The following is a 24,819-nucleotide window of genomic DNA, read 5'->3' on the forward strand; positions in this document are numbered from 1 at the left end:
ATATCCATAAAAAAGAATTGATGATTCCTGTTAGTTCTCCATCAGGAGATTAATTGTTTTAAAAGGATGATTGCCCTATAAACAATATTTTATAAAAAATCAACATTCTATTAACATTTATCGCCTACGACGAAACGTAACATGCTGAAATATTATAAAAATGGTTTGCAACCTTATGCCGGACTCAGGTCGAGAACTACTTCTTTTTTCTTAACCTCCAGCGCATATCAGGCAATTGCTATTTAATTTTAATCAATTTTCCCCGGCAACTTTTGCCTTAGGTCTCTGTGTGAAATTCAATCTCCACGCTCACAACTCTTTCACAAATTCATAAGATGTAAACTCTAAAAAGTCGGCTACTGATAGCGAAAACGATATTACTTTATCATTTTTAATAGTAAAGGGAAAAATTTTTATTCCGTACATCGGGTCGCTGTAAGTGCAAAGGAAACGGTTTTTACCAATATGTTGCAAGGTGGCGCTCAGCTTTGGATGATGCTCAAATTTCAGTGTTAGTTCGTTTTTATTAGCGTCAACAACAATTTTACCATAAACGGGGTTTGAGTATTTCCCTTCAAAAGCCTTCAAAGGAAGCGGGCTTGGCAATTGGGCAGCGGCGCTATCGCGCCAGTCGGCGATTTCCTGCTGTTGTTCGGCAAGATTGCTCTTTACCCATTCACAATACAAATCGCTGTAATTCCGGTAAGGTAAACCTAAATAAGCATCAATAATTTCCCATTTCAAGGCTTCGTAAAGAGCATTATGATCGGTGTTTGTGAGTATTACTATTCCGAGCTTTTCCTCTGGGAGAAGAGTTACGGAAGACACAAACCCATCAACTCCTCCGGTATGCGAAACAATTTCGCGACCTTCGTAGTCCTCAAGTTGCCATCCAAGTGCATAAAGTGAAAAATGTTTATGGTTAAAGGGATGCCCGCTTCTTCCGATGATAGACTGAGGCTGGCGGGTTTTGCGGATTACATTGAATGGTATCACCTTTGCATGGTTGTAATTGCCGCTATCGGTTTGGGCTATTAGCCAGTGACTCAAGTCGTGAGCCGATGAGCTGATGCTTGCAGCGGGTGCCAGTCCGTCGAAATGTCCATAAGGAATTTGAATTATCTTTCCATCCTGCCAGGTGTACGCGGCGGCTTTGTTGGTGGCTGCCGGAAGTTCTTTAGCCAAGGCAAGCGTACGGCTCATCTCCAGCGGAACGAAAAAGCGTTCTTTCATTGTTTCTTCCCATGTTTTTCCACTTATTTTTTCAATGCAAAGCCCAGCCATGGTAAAACCCGTGTTGCAGTATCCCCATTTCGTACGAAATTCGTAAGGCGGTGTTAGTTTGCCATATTTACTAATAATGTCGGCGGGCGATAAATCGGAATTCCAGAAAGTAAAATCACCCTGGAAAGTCTCAGTCCCAAGCCGGTGGCAGAGGATGTCGGTAAGGCTAATGTGTTGGGTTACCCATGGGTCGTTAAGCAAAAGATTGGGCAACCATTTAATTACAGGGTCTTTTAGCTTACATTTTCCTTCTGCGTCGAGCATGGCAAGTGCCGTTGCCGTGAAGGCTTTGGTATTTGAACCTATCATGAACAATGTATTTTCGTCAACCTTTGTATCCTTTCCCAACTGGCAGTAGCCATATCCTTTTTCCAACACCACTTTGCCGTCTTTTACAATGGCAACCGCCACTCCTGGAATTTCCCAGTTGTGTAAAGCCCTGTTGATGTATTTATCTAGGCTATCGCTGATGAATGCCGGAGGTTTAACATTTTGAGAAAAAATGTTGACTGCCAAAAGCAGAAAAACTAAAATAAAAAATTTGTGGATAAAATATTTCATTTAAATCAGAATTTAATAAGCAAATATATTACTAATCGTGGAGGTAAAGATAAAAATCACTATAAAAATGCTGGCTTTGGTAGGCAAAGAATGTAAATAGTGTTAACAGTTTTTGAATATTAAATTTATTGTTCTGCCTACAGGCTTGTACCTTAATGAAAATCTTTTCACTAATTATGTATCTTTGCGCCTTCTTTGTTAAAGAATAAAATTTTACACGATGAATTATCAGCAAGCAGCAAACGACAATAGGAAATTTAAAAGATACACTGTAACATCGGCATTGCCTTATGCCAACGGTCCCATCCATATAGGGCATCTTGCCGGAGTTTATGTACCCGCCGATATTTATGTGCGTTACCTTCGTTCAAAAGGCGAAGATGTAATTTTCATTGGTGGAAGCGACGAACACGGAGTTCCAATTACAATTCGCGCACGAAAAGAAGGGCTAACACCTCAGCAGGTTGTGGATAAATACCACGAAATGATTAAGAAATCATTTGAAGAACTTGGAATTTCTTTCGATATTTATTCACGAACTTCCAATCAGGTTCACCACGAAACCGCATCCGGATTTTTTAAAACCTTGTATGAAAAAGGAGCCTTTATTGAAAAAACCTCGATGCAGCTTTACGATGAAGAACAACAACAATTCCTTGCCGACCGCTATGTTACGGGCACTTGTCCACATTGTGGCAACGAACGTGCCTATGGCGACCAATGCGAAAACTGCGGTACTTCGCTCAATGCTACTGACCTCATCAATCCCAAGAGTGCTTTAAGCGGCAATGTTCCGGTGATGAAGGAGACAAAGCACTGGTTTCTTCCCCTCGATGCCTACGAAGCCTGGCTTAGAAAGTGGATACTCGAAAATCATAAAAACGACTGGAAAACCAATGTTTACGGACAATGTAAGTCGTGGATTGACCAGGGACTTCAGCCACGTGCAGTTACCCGCGACCTCGACTGGGGAGTGAAAGTTCCCATTCCTGAAGCCGAAGGGAAGGTGCTTTATGTGTGGTTCGATGCCCCAATAGGATATATTTCGGCTACCAAAGAATGGGCACAGAAAAAAAATGCTGAATGCAAATTGCCGAATGCTGAATCGGAAATTGATTGGAAATTATATTGGAAGGATAAAGAAACCAAATTGGTTCATTTCATTGGTAAAGATAACATAGTGTTTCATTGCATAGTGTTTCCGGTTATGCTTCATGCCGAAGGCAGTTATATCGTTCCCGAAAATGTTCCCGCCAACGAGTTTCTGAATCTTGAAAACGATAAAATAAGCACCTCGCGCAACTGGGCTGTTTGGCTTCACGAATACCTTGAAGAATTCCCCGGCAAGCAGGATGTACTCCGCTATGTGCTTTGCGCAAATGCCCCCGAAACCAAAGACAACGACTTCACCTGGAAAGACTTTCAGGCAAAAAACAACAACGAACTGGTAGCCATCCTCGGAAACTTTGTCAACCGCACCCTGGTGCTTACCCATAAGTTTTTCGAAGGAAAAGTGCCTCAAGTAGCGGAATTAAGCGATTACGACCGCCAGGTTCTGCAACAATTTTCCTCTTTTCCCGAAAACATTGGCACGAGCATCGAAAATTACCGCTTTCGTGAAGCTCTTGGCGAAATGATGAATTTTGCACGTCTCGGCAACAAATATCTCACCGACAGCGAACCATGGAAACTCATTAAAACCGATCCCAATAGGGTGAAAACCATTCTGAACATCTCGTTGCAGATATGTGCAAACCTAAGCATTGTTGCCGAACCGTTTCTGCCTTTTACCGCTGCAAAAATTGCGTCTTTGCTTCATCTGGAAAAACATTCATGGGAAAATGCTGGCAATTCACAATTGCTGCAGGCAGGCATTCAGTTAGCTCAACCCGAACTACTGTTCGATAAAATAGATGATAGCATCATCGAAATTCAGGTAAACAAACTTTTAGACACCAAAAAAGCCAACGAGCAAGAGCCTTACCAGGCAAATCCCTCCAAACCTCTTATCGAATTTGAAGACTTCGGGAAAATTGACATCCGTACCGGAACAATCCTCGCTGCCGAAAAGGTAGCCAAAACTAAAAAGTTGCTAAAACTCACCATTGACACCGGAATTGACAAACGCGCAGTAGTTTCGGGCATTGCCGAATATTACGAACCCGAAAATATTATCGGGCAGAAGGTAAGCATTTTGGTGAATCTTGCTCCCCGCAACCTCAGAGGCATCGAAAGCAAGGGGATGATTCTTATGGCTGAAGATGCCGATGGCAGGCTGTGTTTTGTAAGCCCTACCGAACAAGTGAAAAACGGAAGTGAGGTGAAATAGTTTTTATTTCTTTAAGAAAATAATTGTAGCCCCACCAGGAATCGAACCTGGATTTAAAGTTTAGGAAACTTTCGTTCTATCCGTTGAACTATAAGGCCTAGGTATTAAGTTTAAAACTTTTGGCAAAGATATAAATTCTGCATTAAAACCGGGCTTTTTTTAATGAGAAAACGAACATAAAAACTGGATTAATATGCTATTCCTCTAATAAAACCATTGCCAGACAGCACTTTTATGTCAGCCAACAACTGCAAATTGGTATAAAAGAAAAAAATCACAAGTAGTGTAAAACTTTACAGGTTTTATTCCACACCCGAATAAATTTTTCTATTATTGCATTGCAAAAAAAATATTCAATGAAAAAGGTCTTTTTCGTATTTAACTTTCTCCTGATTGGGATTTTTTGCTTTAGTCAAGCCACAAATACAGATTACTACCAGCAAAAAAAAGAGGAAAATGCCTTTAAAGAAATTTCTTCCCGCCTTCCGGTGCTGAAATTACCTTCCGGCTACAATGCAAAATCCATGCCTTCGTATGTTGACAATTCCAAATTTGCTTTTTTCCATGAAATAATCAGTCAGGGTGATTTTCCTTCCTGCCAGCAGGTAAGTGCCATTTGTTATGATTTTACTTACGAAATTGACCGAAGCCGTAATCTTCCTGCAGATATACCTTCCAACGAATACCCGGCACATTATACATGGAACTATCTGAATTACGAAGGCTGGAATGGATCGAGCTTTTTCTTTAGTTTCGATGTAATTAACAAACAAGGTACACCCGATATTGCACACTACGGCTACGATTCGGTTGTAGGAGATATGCTATGGATGAACGGTTACGAAAATTATTACAATAGCATGCAAAACCGTATTGCAAAGGTTAACCGTATTCCGTTGAATACCGAAGATGGCATACAAACAGCAAAAGCCTTTCTGTATGACCGCCTTGACGGTTCACCGACAGGAGGAGTTTTTACTTTTAGCGCTTCCAGCCCATGGAATTACGAAAATATTCCTCAGGGAACCCCCGAAGCCGGTAAATTTATCATGATAAAATGGCTTTCGCCCGCAACGCACGGAATGACCATTGTGGGTTATAACGATTCTATCCGGTACGATTTAAACAATGACGGAATTTACTCCAACCAGCTTGACAATAATAATGATGGAGTGATAGATGTGAAAGACTGGGAAATTGGGGCTTTTATTTTTGCAAACTCTTATGGAAAAGATTGGGCTAACTTAGGTTTCTGTTATGTATTGTATAGTGCAATGGCTTTAAACTATGGCGAGGGGGGTGTTTCCGAACAATCAGGATATAGCATTGACGTTAAAGCAAATTATCAACCTCTGCTGACTATGAAAGTGAAGCTAACCCATACAAGCCGTGGAAAAATTTGTATAAAAGCAGGAGTAAGCTCTGATATTTCTGCTAACGAGCCCCAACACCTGATTGATTTTCCGATTTATAACTTTCAGGGAGGCAACCATTACCTGCAGGGAATTGACACTGCCAATTTTTATAAAACCATTGAAGCCGGATTCGACATCACCCCATTGTTAAGCTATGTTAATCCAGGTCAACAGGCTAAATTTTTTCTTGTTGTAAATGAAAATGATGCCCAGAACAGCTCCCCGGGAAGCATTCAAAATTTTTCGGTTATCAGTTATTCTGAAGGAGAACAGGAATTCCTTTCACAGATGCACGATATTAATATTGCCAACAACAGCACCACTTTACTTTCGGTAGTATCGGCAATAAATTTCGATAAAATTCAAATCAGCAACGATTATATTCCGGCTTTCACACCCGCCCAACCCTACTCTGTTCAACTCCAGGCTGAAGGCGGAACAACGCCCTATCAGTGGAATATCTTCAAAAATTATACTGTTTTACACGAAAATACTGCAATGCCCTCCACTTCTCAGAATAGCCTCCAAACCCCGAATCCTTATTCTCCAAGTGAAGGTATTGCACTGCCATTTCAGTTTCCCTTTTACGGAAAAAAATACGATTCTGTTTACATTAACCGGTTTGGATTCGTAGCATTCAGGCAAAACACCTATCCCTATCCTTATTGTAAGGATGAGGTTCTAATGATGAAATCACTTGGAAGCATCTGCGGAGTAATAGCCGAACGTATTGTAAATGAAACCACGCCGGAATGCTGGTACGAAATCTCTGCCGAAAAGGTTGATATTCGCTGGCAAATCACTGATTCCGGTTCGGGATTACCCGTTGTTCTTAATTTCTGTATTCGTCTTTTCCCTTCGGGAGAATTTGAAATAATTTATGGCGAAATTTCCAATGCCAATCTGTACCCTTTGGCACTCGGCGTTTCTGAAGGCAACGAACTGAACTTCCAATTGGAATACGAAAGAAACATGAATCAAAAGGCATTTTCTTCTTACCATTATGTTCCTGTTGCACTTCCCGAAGGTATTGAATTGAACCAGGATGGTGTACTTACATTCGAAAATTTTTCCGCTTCGGATATTTTCCGCATAACCATTCGCGCTAACGATGCAAACGGCATTTATTCTCAAAAAACCTTTACAGCTTCCAATGGGTTGGATATTAGTGTAAGCTATGTTGCCGGCAACGATGACAAAATTTCTTTGAACGAAAATGCTCTGGTACAGCTTACGGTAAAAAACACGGGTGACGCTGTTTTAAACAATATAAACCTGCAACTGAGTAACTACGAAGGAGTTTTCCAACTTACCGACAGCACCGAAACTATTTCGGTTCTGAATCCCGGCGACAGTATCACCCTGCCACAGGCTTTCGGATTTAAACTAAACAAACTTCTTAGCGATGGCTCTGTTTTTACCCTGTCAGTTTTGGCTCAGGAAGGTGAACACGAATGGATTAAATATCTGACAATTACCGTTGCATCTCCTTCTGTCGAAATTGAAGAACCTTACATTTTCGATGGCAGCAACTCCCTGCTCGACCCCGGCGAAACCGCCGAACTGATAGTGCCAGTGATAAACAAAGGCTCTCTTTTTTCGGAAAACAATGCTATTACATTATCTGTCAACGACCCCTATGTATCTGTACTGTCTTCGGTAAATGCTTCTATTGACACACTTTATCCCTCGGTTTATTCCAACCAAAGATTCCTTCTGAGCGCCTTACGCGAAACTCCCCTCGAATATTATGCCAATGTTTCTGTAAGGTTTACTAACAATTTGGGAACCGACACCCTTTATCAGTTTGCTCTGCAAATAGGTACTCCTTCGGTAGTTATAATAAGTTTAAATTCCAATACGGCTACCGCTGACAGCCTTAAAAACCTACTCGACACTTTACAGGTATCTTATAAAGTGATAGATAGTATCCCTGCTGTTCTTGGAAAAGCTTCATGTGTTTTCCTGCTTTTACCCTTCATAGGCTCAGGTCATGCTTTAACCCCTTTCGAAGGCGAATATTTGTCCAATTACCTTACCCAAGGCGGAAATCTTTACATGGAAGGTTATAAAACATGGTATTATGACGACCAGGTATCAATCAACGAATTGTTACATTATTATGGTAGTTCTTGTTCCAGGTATTATTTCGATACTATTACCGGGCAAAACAACACTATCGCCCACGATCAAAACTTTTCTTATTCCGGAGTACCCAATTATGCAATTTATCAACTGGTGCCTGGCGAAGGTTCGTTTTCACTTTTCAATAATGTTGCCCAAAGCCCGCAATGTGTTCAGTTTGCACGTGTTGATTCAAATTTCAAAGCAATTGGTTCAATGGTTTCATTCGCTAGTCTCAAAAATTTAAACGACTCTCAGGCAAAAATGAAACTGTTAAAATCGTACCTCGACTTCTTTAATGTGAATATTACAAACCTTCATCCCTTGTTCCATACTGATAGCACTTCTGTTTGCCAGGACGAAAGCATTAATTTCAGCGACGATTCATATAACAATATTGTTTCGTGGCAATGGACTTTTGAGGGAGGCAATCCTGCCACGTCTGACGAAAAACAGCCAGTAGTTTCCTATCCTGAGCATGGTGTTTACGATGTTAGCCTAAGCATTAGCGATGGAACCCAGGAACTTTCTATTGTGAAAAAGGATTATATTACCGTAAACGATTGTACTCATATTCCCGATTCGGGTGTCCAGAACGATTTTTGTGTTTATCCAAATCCGGCTGAGGATTTCATTTATTTTAAAACCTTCAATAATGTAAACCCATTTTCCAGAGTAGAGCTTTTTGATTTACAGGGAAGGACATTGTTGTCGGAAAAATTACCGAACGGATTGGCTATTTTTTACTTAGATATCAGGAAAATAAGAAGTGGTTTGTACCTTCTGAGGTTAAGCGGAAATTCCGTTTCGCAGGTAAAAAAATTAGAAATAAAGTAGAGTCGGAAATATTTTACAACTCGAAACCCATGTAATGTTGCTGTTGTTCCGCCTTGGGATAATCGAGTGAAAAATGCAAACCGCGGCTTTCTTTGCGTTCCATCGCCATTTTGATAATAAGATATCCTATGTTGATAAGGTTGCGAAGTTCGCAAAGTTTTACGGTTAGTATAGATTTGTTATACAGGTCTTCCGTTTCGCGATAAATAATATCTAACCTATCGAAAGCCCTTTTTAAGCGAAGATTGGAACGGACGATACCTACGTAATTTGTCATAATTGACTGAACTTCTTTGAGTGATTGAGTTATGAGTACCATTTCTTCGTTCAGCACCATACCTTCTGCATTCCAATCGGGAATTTCATCGCACCAGGAAATATTTTTAAACCTTTCAGCCGAATGAAGGCTTGCACGATGTGAAAAAACCAGGGATTCCAACAAAGAATTAGAAGCAAGCCGGTTTGCCCCATGCAAGCCGGTAGAAGAGCATTCGCCGGAAGCATACAGGTTAATAATGGAACTACTGGCATTTTCATCTACCTTAATCCCACCGCAACAATAATGTGCAGCCGGAACTACAGGGATCATGTCTTTTATAAAATTGATTCCAAGACTAAGGCATTTTGCATTGATAGCCGGGAAATGATTGAAAAGTTCATCCCTGTCGAGATGGCGGCAATCGAGATACACATGATCTTCGCCGCTTATTTTTAATTCATTATCAATTGCCCTTGCAACAATATCGCGCGGAGCCAGCGAGCCTCTCTGGTCGTATTTTTCCATAAAAGTATTTCCATCATAGGTTTTTAACTTAGCGCCAAAACCCCGCAAAGCTTCAGTAATGAGAAATGACGGTTTTTCGTTAGGATAATAAAGTGATGTGGGATGAAATTGGATGAATTCCATATTTTCGACGGCACCCTTGGCACGGTAAACCATTGCAATACCGTCTCCGGTAGCAATTGGTGGATTGGTGGTAGTGCCGTAAACATTTCCTGTACCGCCGGTGGCAATCATGGTAATCTTGGCAAGGATGGTATGGATTTCATTGGTTTGTTTATCCAAAACATATGCACCGTAGCAGGTGATGTCCTGGGTACGGCGGTTTACTTCTATTCCCAGATGATGTTGGGTAAGAATATCTATGGTAAAATAATTTTCGAGCAGTTCAATGTTTGGATGGTTACGTATTTGTTTTAGCAAAACCTGTTCAATTTCCAGTCCGGTTTGGTCTTTATGATGTAGCACCCGATATTCAGAGTGTCCTCCTTCCTTGGCGAGATCGTATTTTCCCGATTTGGTTTTATCAAAATCGGTACCCCAGCCTATCAGTTCTCTCACCCGTTCGGTGGATTCAGTAATGGTGATGTGAACAATTTCTTCGTTGCTGAGATTGTCTCCGGCTATCATGGTATCGCGGATATGTTTTTCGTAAGTATCAGGGGTGTACATCACTGCAGCAATGCCTCCCTGTGCATATTTTGTGGATGTTTCTTCCGCTTTCGATTTGGTAACAATGCACACTTTTCCACTGTCAGCCATTTTTAAAGCATAACTTAAACCGGCAATGCCCGAACCGATAACCAAAAAATCAACTTTCTTTCGCATTTTTTTAATTTGCCTGCAAAAGTACTAACAAAGTACAAATGCTGGTTTATAAAAAAACGTAGTTAAAAAAGTAAATTAAAACCATATGGACTGCAAAATTGTAGTAATTTTGCAGTCCATTCTGGGGCTGACTGGATTTGACAGCAAGGGAGTGGAATTGTAAGCATGCCGAGCGTTGTGTAAGTGGCTCGTTAAACCCAATGCTCACCGCCTATAAACGGCAACGATTATAATTACGCAATGGCTGCTTAATCAGGAAGATTAAGCACCCGTTTGCTCTCCGGGAAGCCCTGTCTGACGGCGTCCCGTCAAGAGCATCGCAAATGACAGACTGGTTATTCCAGGGCTTTGATGGAATGATGAGATTAAAAAGCTAAGGAGGAGGTTGGCTCGTTGTCTGCCGGCTGATTCCCGACAATTTTAAAGGCAAATAAGCATGTAGAAAGCACTTTTGCTACTTGTTTGGACCGGGGTTCGAGTCCCCGCAGTTCCACAAAAAAATGCCGGATTTTCCGGCATTTTTTTGTATACCAGATATTTACTCTATATTTATTCCTAAATTATAAAACACAAACGACCAGATGTCGGTAGCTTCGTCAATAACTTTTGAAGTAGGTTTTCCGGCGCCGTGCCCTGCCTTGGTTTCTATACGTATAAGCGTGGGATTTTTCCCGGAATTCATTTCCTGAAGTGTTGCTGCAAATTTAAATGAATGTGCAGGAACCACGCGGTCGTCGTGGTCGGCAGTAGTAATAAGAGTGGCGGGATAATCAATCCCCTTCTTTATGTTATGAAGAGGAGAATACTTCAGTAGGTAATAGAACTGTTCCTGATTGTCGCTACTTCCATAATCGCTTACCCAAGCCCATCCAATTGTAAACTTATGATAGCGAAGCATATCCATTACCCCCACTGCAGGCAACGCCACCTTAAACAAATCAGGACGCTGTGTCATACATGCGCCCACAAGTAATCCTCCGTTTGAACCCCCGTTAATGGCAAGTTTTTCGGGCGAAGTATATCCTTGTTTAATAAGATATTCTGCCGCTGCAATAAAATCGTCAAAAACATTCTGTTTTTTCAATTTGGTACCGGCTTCGTGCCAATCCTCGCCATATTCACCACCACCGCGGATGTTTGGCAATGCAAATACGCCTCCATTTTCAAGAAATATCAACCTGCTTATACTAAATGAAGGTGTTTCGCTTATGTTAAAACCGCCATAACCATACAGCAAAGCAGGGTCGTTGCCATTCAGCTCCAATCCTTTTTTGTGAACAATGAACATGGGAATTTTGGTTCCGTCCATGCTGGAATAAAATTCCTGTTTTACATCGTATTTTGAAACATCAAAATCAAGCTTTGGTTTATAAAACATTGATGTTTGCATGGTTTCAAAATCGAATGTGTAGATGGTAGTAGGAAAAGTAAAGGATGTAAATCCATAAAAAGCAATGTTTTCTCCCTTTTTCCCATTAAAACCTGTAAGCGAACCAAGTGTTGGAAACTGTAGTTCTTTTAACTTTTTCCCTTCCAGCGTATAAATATAGGCTCTGCTTGTAGCATCCTTCATGTATTGTGCAATCATGATTTTACTTGCCAGAACAATCCCTGTAAGTACATCATTCGTTTCCGGAATAATAGTTTGCCACTGTTCAGGGGCAGAATTTTTCGGATCAATCAGCATTAATTTATATTTTGGTGCCTGGTGGTTCGTAAGTAACAATAATTTGTCGCCAACATTATCCACAATGATATTTTCATAATCAAAGCCCTGAATTAACGGTTTGAATTCATTGTCTTTTTTTACAAGGTCTTTATAATACAAAGCCGTTCCATAAGTGGATTCTGTTTCAGAAAGAATCAGGAAACGACCATCTTCGGTTGCATTCACACCATAGTTGCGAAGAGGGAATTTCTTGTTTTGATATACCAGAATATCCGCTTTTTGCGGAGTTCCAACTGTATGATAATATACCTTTTGATTCTCGTTTTTATTGGTTAGTTCTGTCCCTTTATCAGGCTTATCATAACGGCTGTAATAGAAACCGTTTCCCCGCCATGAAATAGGAGAAAATTTCACCCAGAGTACTTCATCTTTTAATTTTTTGCCATCAGCAACCTCTAATATATATATTTCATTCCAATCACTTCCGGCACGTGCTATAGAATAGGCAAGGTATTTGGCATCGTTTGACACGGAAATATCAGATAAAGCAACCGTTCCGTCTTTCGACAGCAGATTGGGGTTGAGTAGTTCGCGTGGGGTACCATGTACACCTTCCTGCACATATAATATACTTTGATTCTGCATGCCGTCGTTCTTAGAAAAGAACACATATTTCCCTTCTTTAAACGGAACAGTGTATTTAGGATAGTTCCAAAGTTGTGTCAGACGTTTCCGGATTTGTTCACGATAGGGTATTTGCGATAAATATTCTTGAGTAATGGTATTTTCGACTTTTACCCATTCGGCGGTTTCGGCAGAAGTATCATTTTCCAGCCAGCGATAAGGATCTGCTACTTTTGTTCCGAAATAATCATCCACCTGATTACTTTTTTGCGTTTTAGGATAATTTAAATTTCCATTTTGTGCCGAATTTCCCTCGGCAGCAGCAGATGCATTTTCTAATTCTCCAACTTGCGAATACCCTGTATTCATAATAATTAATGCAAAAATTAATAAATAATATTTTTTTTTCATTGCGTTATATATTTTATAATAGTAACTGTTTTCAGTTGTAAATTTACACCAATTTTTTACAACCCGATATCTTTATGAAAAAATTAATTAAATCTGTTACAAGATACACACAAACACTACTAACGGAAAACAGTGTTTCCGAATCACTTGAGCCCGTTATCAGAAAAAATATTCACACAGCTTATTATCCGTCAGGAAACGTTCGGCTTCAGATAATTTTTAATGAAAGGGAAGAGGAAGAATCACGCTTTGAATATATTTACGATCTCAATAATTTACTTATCGAAGAAATTACTCACGATGAAACAGGTTCTGTTATTGAAAAAAAATGTTTCGAAAGGGACGGGAACGGTAAAATTTGTTTTGAAAAAAAGTTTTACCAGGAAGGAGAACCCGATATTATAACTTACTGCTACGACGAAACCGGAAGTTTAATATCACGGGAAACCCGTGACGAAGAAGATGATTTGCTTGAAAAAGAAGTTTTTGAATATGAAAACGGGAAATTGGTTCTGGAAAAAAAATACAACGAAAAAGAAAAACCTATACTTGAAAAAACAATAACTAGTAATGAAAATGAAAGGATTGTCGAACTGAATTTTAAGTCTCCTGAAGAAAATTACCGGCTTATAACATCTTACAACGAAAAAGGAAACCAGGAAAAAATCTGCAAATATGACAACACTGGGCGATTAGTTGAAAGAACGTTATATTTTGAGGACGATAACGGAAGAGTAATCGAAATGGAAGAGGAAACGGCTTATCTGAAAAATACAACACGGTTTTCCTATGATGGCTTTGGAAACGTTATTATGGAAGAAGAAATAAATAAAAACGGTTTGCTAACACAACGTGTGGAAAGAGAATATGATGAAATGGGAAATATTGTAACATCTCATGTTTTTATTGACGGACATGGGGTTTCTGCAAACCGGCAATACACTTACCGTTTTGTTTACGAGTTTTACGATTAAAAAGTAAGTGCTTCTTTTCCGGAATATTTCCCTATCAGTAATACTATCGGCAATATCGTATGTCTTTCTGGGAAACGTTTCCTATCAGCATAGACAAAGACGAAGCAAAAAGAAAGATAATATTTGTCTCATTTTCAACACTTAAAACTTTCATATTCCCCTTTTGCCCGGATGAGTTACAAAAGTAATTAATTTTCTTTTTGCGGGTTTTTAGCTTCACGATACCTCCCGGCATCCTTCAATGCTTTGGCGATAATCCATTCTATCTGTCCGTTGGCACTCCGGAACTCATCGGCAGCCCATTTTTCGACGGCTTCCATCACTTCCGGGTCTATACGAAGGACAAACGGTTTCTTTTTTGCCATTTTAATGATGTAAAGTACCAGCGTTTACTACCGGGCTGGCATCTTTGTCAGAGCAAAGAACAACCATCAGGTTACATACCATAGCAGCTTTTTTGTCGTCGTCCAGTTCGATAATTCCCTTGCTGGAAAGTTGATCCAAAGCCATTTCCACCATGCTTACTGCACCTTCCACAATTTTTGTCCTTGCAGCCACAATAGCTGTAGCCTGTTGCCGGCGAAGCATTGCTCCGGCAATTTCAGAGGCATAAGCTAAATAGCTGATACGGGCTTCTATCACTTTTATCCCGGCTATGCTCAGTCTTTCAGATAGCTCATGTTCCAGTACATGATTTACCTCTTCGCCACCCGAACGTAAAGTAATTTCTGCCTGGGCATCGTCAAAATTATCATACGGATAATGGCCTGCCAGCTTACGTGTAGCTGCTTCGCTCTGGATATCTACAAATTGCTCAAAGCTATTCACTTCAAAAGCCGCCTTAAAAGTATTTTCTACTTTCCACACCATCACAATGCCAATCATGATGGGATTTCCAACCTTGTCGTTAACTTTCAGAGGTTTCACGTCAAGATTGCGTGCACGGAGCGAAACCTTTTTCTTTACAAAAAAAGGATTTACCCAAAAAAAACCGTTGTCGCGTACCGTACCTTTGTATTTTCCAAAAAGGATCAATACGCTCGATTCGTTAGGGTTTACAATCAGAAAACCGGCACTGCAGAAAGCGCCGATAACAATAATAACTGTTGCTGCCACCATTATTCCCGTATGTTGGTTTAAGGTGATGAAAGCAACAAACGGCAGACCAAACGACAGAATAATAGCTATTAATCCGGTATAGCCTGATAAAGGATAATACAATTTTTCGTTTTCCATGATATTAATTTGATATTAGTTTAATTCTGCAATGCTACTAAATTTTTTAATTGCTACTACAAAATGCAAAAAATTTTTCTCACGATTCTTGGTATTCCATTTTAATCGTATATTTGCAACACGAAACATAAAAACAATTTACCATGGCTTACAAAATCAGCGAAGACTGTACAGCTTGCGGCACTTGCATAGACGAATGCCCTGTGGACGCTATCAGCGAAGGTGATATCTACAAAATTGATCCGGACGTGTGCACCGATTGTGGTTCGTGTGCCGATGTTTGCCCCATAGAAGCAATTCATCCCGAATAAAGCTGACAAATCTTACGATAATGAAAAGTCCCTGTGTTTTTCGCAGGGACTTTTTATTTAACAAACTTTCTTTTTGTTTTTTTGTTCTTAATCTTACAATCGTTATAATCTCATTACTTTTGTTTTAATATTAAACTGTCTGATTCTGCATGGATAAACTGTCCTATTTGAGCAATACCGACGACAAAATTATTGAAGAACTTTATAGTCAGTATATTGCAAATCCGAATTTTTTAGATGCCGGATGGAAGGCTTTTTTTGAAGGTTTTGAATTCCGTAAAAAAGATTTTACTCCTTCTGCTTTTCTTTCTATCCCCGACGAGTTCAAAGTAATTAACCTGATAAATGGCTACCGCGAACGCGGTCATTTGTTTACCAAAACCAACCCGGTACGTACCCGTCGCAAACATACCCCGACTTTAAACCTGGAAAACTTTGGGCTGAAGGAAGCCGACCTCAACCGTACCTTTGAAGCTGGTAACGAAATCGGAATCGGAAGAAACAGTTTACGAAACATTGTCAGCTATTTACAGAATACTTACTGCCACTCTGTTGGAGTAGAATTTGCCTTCATCCGCAACAAGGAAATCGAGCGCTGGCTAAAAGAAAAGATGGAACCGGTAAAAAATGCTCCTTCTTTTACGGTAGAAGAAAAAATACATATCCTTGAAAAGCTGACAGAAGCCGTCTTTTTTGAAAAATTTTTGCACAAAAGATTCCAGGGGCAGAAACGCTTTTCGCTGGAAGGCGTGGAAGCTCTCATTCCGGCGCTGGATGCGGTAGTGGAAAAGGGAGCAACGCTTGGTGTTCAGGAATTTGTCATCGGGATGCCACACCGCGGTCGGCTGAATGTCCTTGCTAACATTTTGAAAAAGAAATACAAGGATATTTTCCTTGAGTTTGAAGGAAAAGAATATGAAGATCAAACCCTGATGGGAGACGTAAAATACCATCTGGGCTATTCCAATAACCGCTTTACCCGCGACGGAAAGCCTGTCCATCTTACACTTTCGCCAAACCCATCTCATCTGGAAGCTGTTAACCCGGTAGTGGAAGGCATCGTTCGCGCCAGGCTCGACGGCGAATACAATGGAAATACCGATGCAATAGTTCCCATCCTCATTCACGGAGATGCTTCGGTTGCAGGTCAGGGTATCATTTACGAACTGCTTCAGATGTCGGAACTGGAAGGCTATCGCACTGGCGGAACCATACACTTGGTAGCCAATAATCAGATTGGTTTCACAACCAACTACCTCGATGCCCGCTCAAGTGTTTATTGCACCGACATTGCCAAAATCATCCAATCGCCTATTTTTCATGTAAATGCCGACGATGTGGAGGAAGTGGTTTATACGGTGCAGCTTGCTATGGAGTACAGGCAACGTTTTCATAAAGACGTGTTTATTGATTTGCTCGGTTATCGTAAATACGGTCATAACGAAGGTGATGAGCCCCGTTACACCCAGCCAGTTTTATATAAAATCATTGAAAAACACCCAAATCCGCAGGAAATTTATGCTCGCAAACTGACGGAAGAAAACAGCCTGAATACAGCAGAAATCAAATCCATTGAAAATACCTTTAACGAAAAGCTGGAAAACTGTCTTGCCCAATCTCTTCTTTCGGAAAAAACCAAAGCCTATGCTTTTTTTGAAAAAGACTGGGAAGGAATACAAAAAGCGGAAGAAACGGATTTTGACCGTTCGCCGGATACTTCTGTTTCTTACGAAACGCTTAAAATCTTAACCGAACACATCACTTTGCTGCCCGAAGACAAACAGTTTTACCGTAAGATAATGAAGTTGCAGGAAGAACGCCGACAGATGGTTTTCGAAAAAAATGCACTCGACTGGGCAATGGGTGAGTTGCTTGCTTACGCAACTCTGCTCAACGAAGGATTCCCGGTACGGCTTAGCGGGCAAGATTCCCGGCGAGGCACTTTCTCGCACCGGCATTCGACTCTTACCGTCGAAGATTCAGAAGAACAGTATTCCCCATTGAATCATATCGGCGAAAGTCAGGCTCCTTTTTCCGTTTACAACTCCCTGCTTTCGGAGTATGGAGTGCTTGGTTTTGAATATGGATATGCCCTGGCTACCCCTAATGCGCTTACCATCTGGGAGGCACAGTTTGGTGATTTTTCCAATGGAGCGCAAATCATTATTGACCAATACATCAGCAGTGCCGAAGAAAAATGGAAGGTGATGAACGGATTGGTAATGCTGCTGCCTCACGGCTACGAAGGCCAGGGTCCCGAACATTCCAGCGCCCGTCTGGAACGTTTTCTTACCCTCTGTGCCGACAACAACATGCAGGTTGCCAACTGTACCACTCCTGCTAATTTCTTCCACCTGCTTCGTCGGCAGCTTCACCGGAATTTCCGTAAACCGCTGGCAGTGTTTACACCCAAAAGTCTGCTACGGCATCCGCTTTGCGTTTCCCCGCTGGAGGGTTTTACTTCGGGTAGCTTCAGCGAAGTACTCGACGATGCTTTTGCCGACCCGCTGAAAGTGAAAAAGGTTCTTCTCTGCACAGGAAAGATTTTTTACGAACTACTGGAAGAAAAGCAGAAACTGAATGCAGAAGAAGTTGCCATTGTTCGCATTGAACAGTTATACCCTTTCCCTGCTTTGCAAATTGAAGAGATTTTAAAAAAATACAGGCAAACAAGCCAGTGCCTTTGGGTACAGGAAGAACCTGCAAACATGGGCGCATGGACTTTCGTTTCGCGAAATTTTAGACTTGCGGATATTATGTTGGTTGCACGTCCCGAAAGCGGGAGTCCTGCCACCGGTTCGTCCAAACTGCATACACTGCGGCAAAGGAAAATCGTGGAAAAAGCATTCGGCGAGTGCATTTGCGATCAAAGCGAAGAGTACTGCAAAATGACCTGCGCACTTAAAGAATGGCATTATGTGAAAAGTACTTAAAGTGAGCTAAAGTTTAGAGTACATAGAGTTGAACAAATTGAAATTTTGACATTCTATGCACTGATTAATTTAAAACGAGTTTGTTATGATATTAGAAATTATAGTTCCCAGCCCGGGCGAATCCATCTCACAGGTACAATTAGTTACCTGGCTGGTAAAGGAGGGTGAAACGGTAGAAAAAGATCAGGAACTGGCAGAGATAGATTCCGACAAAGCCACTTTTACCGTAAACGCCTCCGAAGCCGGTAAAATTCATCACCTTGTAGCAGAAGGCGACATAATTCCCGTTGCAACAGTTATTTGCACGTTGGACACTGAAGCTGTTGAGCAAATGATAGTTAATAAAGAAGAAATTCCGCCGGCTGCTCCTGCTCAACCCGCAAAATCTGCCCCTGTGCATATTTCGCCTCTGGCAAAAAAAATGATGGAAGAAAACCGGCTTACCGAAAATGAAGTGATGGAAAATTTCCGCATCGGGAAAAAGGAAGTGCAGCAGTCATTGGAAATCCGATCTGTGGAAAAGGAACAACCTTCTCCGACTTCTTTGAACAAAGAATTGCAAAGAAGGGATAGCGAACGCAAAAAGATGAGCATGCTCAGGCAAAAGCTTTCGCAAAGGCTGGTTGCCGTGAAAAACGAAACTGCCATGCTCACCACTTTCAACGAGGTAAACATGAGCCGGGTACTCTCACTCAAAAATCGTTACAGCGATAAGTTTAAAGAAAAATATGGCATTTCCCTCGGATTGATGTCGTTTTTTACCAAAGCCGCAACCTTAGCTCTCGAAGCCTACCCGCAGGTAAACTCCATGATAGACGGCAACGAACTGATAACTTACAAATATGCCGATGTTTGTATCGCGGTAAGCACTCCCAAAGGACTGATGGCTCCGGTTATACGCAATGCCGAAAGCCTCAGTTTGGCAGAAATGGAAATTAAAATCAAAGAATTAGCCACCAAAGCGCGTGATGGCAAAATTACCCTCGAAGAACTTACCGGGGGCACCTTTACCATCACCAACGGCGGGGTGTTCGGCTCGTTATTTTCCACGCCTATCATCAATCCGCCTCAAAGTGCCATCCTCGGAATGCACAACATCGTAGAACGACCCATTGCCATAAACGGGAAAGTGGAAATTGCACCAATGATGTATGTCGCCCTTTCGTACGACCACCGTGTTATTGATGGCCGAGAATCGGTTAGTTTTCTGATAAAAGTAAAAGAACTGGTGGAAGATCCGCTTAAAATGCTCTTCCCTGGCGGCGACCCGGAAAAAGTATTGCTTAATCTTCTCTAAATCTCGTAATCCGCTATTATCCTCTTGTCGCGGATTTTACCAAGTTCTTTCACCACCCTCAGGTGCTCCGGGTGTACCTGGTAGGCATCCAAGGCATCACGATTTTCAAATTCGGAATACAGGGCGACGTCGAAAGCCGCATCCGAAACATTGAAATTAAGCCCCACTTCGTAATGGATCATGCCAGGCACTATTCCTTTTATACCTTCCAGCAGGTTCTTCATCACAACGGCATTTTCTGCCTTGGTTCTTCCTTCCGCATTTCCTTTCAGCGTCCAGCAAACAATGTGTTTTATCATAGTAGAAAAGTTTTTAAAGTTTGCAAATCTTATAAATTTTTATGGAGAATTTGACAGAAATTAAGCCTTCATTCAGTACCAATGATTAATAAATAGGAAACATCTTCCCACTACTCAGGAATTGCTTTCCACTTGCCAGGAACTGTTTTTTTTTGTTCGAAAGCATTGCGTAACCTTCATTTTGTTTTCCTGCCATTATGAATCAAATTTCTTTATCCGCGAAACTTTATACTTTGTCTGTCAAAATCTGAAACCGGATACTAAATAGTCTCCTTTACGGGCGACAGAAAAATATTATCTTTGCCCGTCAAATTTCAGCATGAGCGATATTCTTTCTCATCTTAACGAATCACAACGTAAAGCAGTGGAACATACTAACGGACCTGTAATGGTAATTGCAGGAGCCGGTTCGGGGAAAACCCGCGTGCTTACCTATCGTGTTGCCATGTTACTCGAAAAGGGAGTTGACCCTTTTAATATTCTTGCACTGACGTTTACCAACAAGGCTGCCCGCGAAATGAAGGAGCGTATTCTTACCATAGCGGGAAATAGCGAAGCCCGCAATGTATGGATGGGAACTTTTCATTCCATCTTTGCAAGGATACTGCGAATAGACGGACACCTGCTCGGATATCCTTCCCACTTTACCATTTACGATACCGACGACAGCAAGAGCCTGCTGAAAGCCATAGTGAGAGAACTTAACCTCGACCCCAAAGTGTACCAGGCATCTTCTCTTTTAAGCCGTATTTCAGCCTGCAAATCTAACCTGATTTCAGCCGGAGATTATAACCGTAACGAGGAACTCACAGAGTACGACCGTACTTCGGGGAGACCTTTTACAGGAACCATCTTTACAAAATATGCCGATCGGTGTTTTAAGGCTTCGGCTATGGACTTCGATGACCTGCTGTATTTTACCAATATACTGCTACGCGATTTCCCGGAAATATTGTTCAAATACCAGCAAAAATTCAAATATATTCTGGTTGACGAGTACCAGGATACTAACTTTGCCCAATATCTGATTGTTAAACAACTGGCGGCAAAACACGAAAACATCTGCGTTGTAGGCGACGATGCACAAAGCATTTACGGTTTCAGGGGCGCCAATATCCAAAATATACTCAATTTTCAAAAAGACTATCCGGAAGCAGTTGCTTATAAACTGGAGCAAAACTACCGCTCAACCAAGGTGATAGTGAATGCTGCCAACAGTATTATTGCCAATAATAAAACCCAGTTACAAAAAACCATATGGACCGATAACGACGAAGGAACTCTTATTACTTTATTACGGGCATCGAGCGATAATGAGGAGGGAACTCTCGTGGCGCAATCTGTTTTTGAAAATAAAATGAATTTGCAACTGTCCAACAGCCAGTTTGCCATATTGTACCGTACCAACGCCCAAAGCAGAGCTATTGAAGAAGCCTTTCGCAAAATGAATATTCCCTACCGCATCTACGGGGGACTATCGTTTTATAAAAGAAAAGAAATCAAAGACCTGTTAGCTTATTTCCGGCTTGTAATCAATCCTAACGACGAAGAGGCACTTAACCGTATCATTAATTATCCGGCAAGAGGAATTGGAAAAACCACCATGGAAAAAATTGTGGTACTTTCCGGTGAGAAGGGGAAAAACCCATGGCAAATCGTAGAAAATCAGCAATGCCTTGAACCTGTGCTGAATTTGGGGACATTGCACAAAATTAGCGACTTCGTTACCATGATAAACAGCTTCAGGATGCAATTGCTCAATAAAAATGCCTATGAACTGGCAAGGCACATTGCCCTGTCGAGCGGGCTGATGAAAGAATTGCAGGAAGATGCCACTCCGGAAGGAATCAACCGCACAGAAAATATTGAAGAACTGTTAAATGCCATAAAAGATTTTTCAGAAAAAGAATCGGAAACCGTATTCGAAAACCCGGAAGCACCACCGCCCTCCATTCGTACCCTCGATGAATTTATGAGCGAAATAGCTTTGCTTACTGATGCCGATGAAGAAGATGACGACGATACCGAAAAAGTTTCGCTGATGACGATCCACCAGAGCAAAGGACTTGAGTTTCCCTATGTTTACATCGTGGGACTCGAAGAAAACCTGTTTCCTTCGCTGCAATCGCTGAGCAGCCGCGCCGACCTGGAGGAAGAACGCCGCCTTTTTTATGTTGCACTTACCCGTGCCGAACGCAAAGTTACTCTGGCTTATGCCGAAAGCCGTTACCGTTGGGGAAATCTAACCCTTTGCGAGCCCAGCCGTTTTATCGAAGAAATTGATCCCCGATACCTCGACCTGCCGAAAAAAATTTCTACTCCGAAAAATCTTTTTTACGACGACGATTTTGTAAAACCCGGCTCAGCACTTTCCGGTTTCAAACCTAAAAATTTTACCAAGGTGTCGGAGATTTCCAATAAATCTCCCAAAGCAGCAATTTCAACCACAGAAGCCTCTGATCCTGCTCTTATTCAGCCGGGTATGGAGGTACTGCACCAATCCTTCGGGCAAGGAAAGGTTATCAATGTAGAAGGTAGCGAAGGCAATCGCAAAGCTACCGTTTTCTTCCCGGGAGTAGGACAAAAGCAATTACTTCTTAAATTTGCCAGGCTTAAAATTGTAAATTCGGCATAACACGGGATGAAATTTTCAATGTTTTTATCTGCCAATATGATAAGACGTTGAATTTCTTTTTGTACTTTTGCAAAATACTTCGTTCAACGACACAATTATCTTTATATATCTGTTGGCAAATTATTGGATCAGCCCGATAATATTTCGGGGAAGTTTATTCAGACAAAAAAATTTTAAATTTTACGCATGGAATATAATAATGGACTTACCAAATTGATTATACCTGAATACGGAAGATGTATTCAGGGCATGGTGGAATACATAGTGGAAGTAGCCGATCGCGAAAAACGCAACCGGATGGCAAAAACCATTGTAAACCTGATGGCACAAATGCATCCCGAAACCCGTGAAGTGGGTGATGTAAAACGTAAATTGTGGGACCACCTGTTTATCATGTCCGATTTTAAATTGGATGTAGATGCACCCTATCCCAAACCCGAGCCCCAGGAATTGTATTCAAAACCCCCAAAACTTCCCTATCCCGAAAATCATATCACCTTCAAGCATTACGGGAAAAATACGGAACATTTCATAGAAAAAGCTTTACTGATGGAAGACGGTGCGGAAAAAGATGCTTTTGTAAAAGCAATAGCCAACCATATGAAAAAGAGTTATCTTACGTGGAACCGAGAATCCGTAAATGATGAAGTGATTTACGAACACCTTAGCCTGCTTTCACAAGGCAGACTCAAACTGAGTGAGGATGCCCGTCTGACAAATTCTATTGATTTACTTCCGCCCAAAGTGAAAAAAATTAAATTCCAGGATAAAGTTAACCAGAAACATGCGAAAAATTATCGCAACAACTGGAAAAGAAAAAATGGAGAGTACAATAAATAATTGATAATAAATTTATTATTTTTTTATGCTTTCATTCAGGATTAATGGTGGGCATCGTCTGCATGGGGAAATTCTTCCCCAGGGAGCCAAAAACGAAGCCCTACAGGTGCTGTGTGCAGTATTGCTTACGCCGGAAGAAGTAAATATTTCCAATGTCCCAGATATCAGGGATGTAAACGTACTCATCGAATTGCTTTCCGAAATGGGGGTGGCAGTGATGAAAAAAGCCCCCGGTACCTGGTCGTTTTGTGCCCGCAGCATTGATTTTGCTTACCTGCAGTCGCCTGAATTCCAGAAAAAAGCTTCTTCACTCAGAGGCTCCATCATGATAATTGGACCCCTGCTTGCCCGTTTTGGAAAAGGTTTTATTCCCCAACCAGGTGGTGATAAAATTGGGCGCCGCAGACTCGACACCCATTTTACCGGTTTGCGGCAGTTGGGTGCTATTTTTACTCATGATGCACAAAACGGATGTTATAATGTACACGCCGACAAGCTTACGGGATGTTACATTTTGCTCGACGAAGCTTCCGTTACCGGAACAGCCAATGTGCTCATGGCAGCCGTACTCGCACAGGGTACAACCACAATTTTTAATGCCGCCTGTGAACCCTATGTGGTACAATTGTGTAATATGCTTATTCGTATGGGCGCAAATATCGGCGGAGTGGGATCCAACCTACTTACCGTGCAAGGGGCTAACAGTCTGAAAGGCTGTGAACATCGTTTACTGCCCGATATGATTGAAATCGGAAGTTTTATCGGCCTTGCGGCTATGACCGCTTCCGAAATAACCATCAAAAACAGCAACTATGCTTCTTTGGGCATTATTCCCGATGTATTCAGACGTTTAGGCATTTCTCTTGAAAAAAGAAACGACGATATTTTTATTCCTGCCCAAGAACATTATGAAGTAGAATCATTTATGGATGGTTCCATCATGACCATAGCCGATGCCCCATGGCCCGGTTTTACACCCGACCTTATTAGTATAGCCCTTGTTGTGGCTACCCAGGCTAAAGGAAGTGTGCTGATTCATCAGAAAATGTTTGAGAGCCGTTTGTTTTTTGTTGACAAACTGCTTGATATGGGAGCCCAGATAATTTTATGCGATCCCCATCGTGCCACGGTAATCGGTCTTAACCGTCAGCACCAACTCAGGGGAATCCGCATGAGTTCGCCCGATATCAGGGCTGGTGTAGCCTTACTAATTGCCGCCTTTTCTGCCCAGGGTACAAGCATTATTGATAATATTGAACAAATTGACCGCGGTTATCAGGACATTGACGGTCGCCTTCGCAAATTAGGCGCCGACATTCAACGAATTTGACCGTTTTGCTGACAATTTGTCGTTTGTTTCTCAATGGCAAAGCTTTTGATACATACAAACGGCAGCCCTAAAACTGCCGTGGTATGTGTATTAATATCCTG

General features: G+C 41.4%; 15 protein-coding genes, 1 tRNA gene and 1 other RNA gene. 10 read left to right on the forward strand and 7 right to left on the reverse strand.

What is annotated here, in order from left to right; all coding sequences use genetic code 11:
* Positions 1–309 precede the first annotated feature (309 nt).
* On the reverse strand, positions 310–1,845 hold the full coding sequence (locus M0R21_06975; protein ID MCK9617565.1) for a serine hydrolase: 1,536 nt from the start codon (positions 1,843–1,845) through the stop codon (positions 310–312).
* A gap of 220 nt (positions 1,846–2,065) precedes the next feature.
* Between M0R21_06975 and metG the strand changes: the two genes are divergently transcribed.
* A complete protein-coding gene (gene metG / locus M0R21_06980) occupies positions 2,066–4,174 on the forward strand; it encodes a methionine--tRNA ligase (GenBank protein MCK9617566.1) in 2,109 nt (702 codons plus the stop codon).
* Positions 4,175–4,200: 26 nt separating this feature from the next.
* Here metG and M0R21_06985 read toward each other — a convergent pair.
* Positions 4,201–4,272, reverse strand: a tRNA-Arg gene (locus M0R21_06985).
* 258 nt (positions 4,273–4,530) lie between these two features.
* Between M0R21_06985 and M0R21_06990 the strand changes: the two genes are divergently transcribed.
* Positions 4,531–8,550, forward strand: coding sequence for a T9SS type A sorting domain-containing protein (locus M0R21_06990; GenBank protein ID MCK9617567.1), 4,020 nt, complete (start codon positions 4,531–4,533; stop codon positions 8,548–8,550).
* Between the two features lie 13 nt (positions 8,551–8,563).
* On the opposite strand, the gene nadB is transcribed toward M0R21_06990, so the two are convergent.
* On the reverse strand, positions 8,564–10,159 hold the full coding sequence (gene nadB / locus M0R21_06995) for an L-aspartate oxidase (protein MCK9617568.1): 1,596 nt from the start codon (positions 10,157–10,159) through the stop codon (positions 8,564–8,566).
* 123 nt (positions 10,160–10,282) lie between these two features.
* Here nadB and ssrA point away from each other — a divergent pair.
* Positions 10,283–10,655: a transfer-messenger RNA gene (gene ssrA / locus M0R21_07000) on the forward strand.
* Between the two features lie 42 nt (positions 10,656–10,697).
* On the opposite strand, the gene M0R21_07005 is transcribed toward ssrA, so the two are convergent.
* Positions 10,698–12,863 (reverse strand): prolyl oligopeptidase family serine peptidase, encoded by a 2,166-nt coding sequence (locus M0R21_07005; protein MCK9617569.1) that lies wholly within the window; start codon positions 12,861–12,863, stop codon positions 10,698–10,700.
* A gap of 74 nt (positions 12,864–12,937) precedes the next feature.
* Here M0R21_07005 and M0R21_07010 point away from each other — a divergent pair, with 74 nt between their 5' ends.
* Positions 12,938–13,837: a hypothetical protein gene (locus M0R21_07010; protein MCK9617570.1), complete on the forward strand. Its 900-nt coding sequence runs from the start codon at positions 12,938–12,940 to the stop codon at positions 13,835–13,837.
* A gap of 188 nt (positions 13,838–14,025) precedes the next feature.
* Here M0R21_07010 and M0R21_07015 read toward each other — a convergent pair whose 3' ends face one another.
* Positions 14,026–14,202 carry an Arc family DNA-binding protein gene (locus M0R21_07015; GenBank protein MCK9617571.1) on the reverse strand — a complete coding sequence of 59 codons (177 nt, stop codon included), beginning with the start codon at positions 14,200–14,202 and terminating at the stop codon, positions 14,026–14,028.
* Between the two features lies 1 nt (position 14,203).
* Positions 14,204–15,073, reverse strand: a complete 870-nt coding sequence (locus M0R21_07020; GenBank protein ID MCK9617572.1) for an SPFH domain-containing protein — start codon at positions 15,071–15,073, stop codon at positions 14,204–14,206.
* A 143-nt stretch (positions 15,074–15,216) separates the two neighbouring features.
* On the opposite strand from M0R21_07020, the gene M0R21_07025 reads away from it, so the two are divergent.
* From M0R21_07025 to odhB, 3 genes are all read left to right on the forward strand, one after another.
* Positions 15,217–15,384 (forward strand): 4Fe-4S binding protein, encoded by a 168-nt coding sequence (locus M0R21_07025; protein MCK9617573.1) that lies wholly within the window; start codon positions 15,217–15,219, stop codon positions 15,382–15,384.
* Positions 15,385–15,533: 149 nt separating this feature from the next.
* Positions 15,534–18,317 carry a 2-oxoglutarate dehydrogenase E1 component gene (locus tag M0R21_07030; GenBank protein MCK9617574.1) on the forward strand — a complete coding sequence of 928 codons (2,784 nt, stop codon included), beginning with the start codon at positions 15,534–15,536 and terminating at the stop codon, positions 18,315–18,317.
* Between the two features lie 85 nt (positions 18,318–18,402).
* On the forward strand, positions 18,403–19,614 hold the full coding sequence (odhB, locus tag M0R21_07035; protein ID MCK9617575.1) for a 2-oxoglutarate dehydrogenase complex dihydrolipoyllysine-residue succinyltransferase: 1,212 nt from the start codon (positions 18,403–18,405) through the stop codon (positions 19,612–19,614).
* Here odhB and M0R21_07040 read toward each other — a convergent pair.
* Positions 19,611–19,913, reverse strand: a complete 303-nt coding sequence (locus M0R21_07040) for a Dabb family protein (GenBank protein ID MCK9617576.1) — start codon at positions 19,911–19,913, stop codon at positions 19,611–19,613. The two genes, odhB and M0R21_07040, sit on opposite strands and share 4 nt — an antisense overlap.
* A gap of 319 nt (positions 19,914–20,232) precedes the next feature.
* Between M0R21_07040 and M0R21_07045 the strand changes: the two genes are divergently transcribed.
* The 3 genes from M0R21_07045 (at position 20,233) to murA (ending at position 24,718) form a co-directional block, all read left to right on the forward strand.
* Positions 20,233–22,548 carry a UvrD-helicase domain-containing protein gene (locus M0R21_07045; protein MCK9617577.1) on the forward strand — a complete coding sequence of 772 codons (2,316 nt, stop codon included), beginning with the start codon at positions 20,233–20,235 and terminating at the stop codon, positions 22,546–22,548.
* Between the two features lie 186 nt (positions 22,549–22,734).
* The gene (locus M0R21_07050) at positions 22,735–23,388 is read left to right on the forward strand and encodes a DUF4290 domain-containing protein (protein MCK9617578.1); all 654 of its coding nucleotides are present in this window, start codon (positions 22,735–22,737) and stop codon (positions 23,386–23,388) included.
* Between the two features lie 25 nt (positions 23,389–23,413).
* Positions 23,414–24,718 carry a UDP-N-acetylglucosamine 1-carboxyvinyltransferase gene (murA, locus tag M0R21_07055; protein ID MCK9617579.1) on the forward strand — a complete coding sequence of 435 codons (1,305 nt, stop codon included), beginning with the start codon at positions 23,414–23,416 and terminating at the stop codon, positions 24,716–24,718.
* Positions 24,719–24,819 lie beyond the last annotated feature (101 nt).

The organism is Lentimicrobiaceae bacterium (assembly GCA_023227965.1).
Classification (GTDB): Bacteria; Bacteroidota; Bacteroidia; order Bacteroidales; family JALOCA01; genus JALOCA01.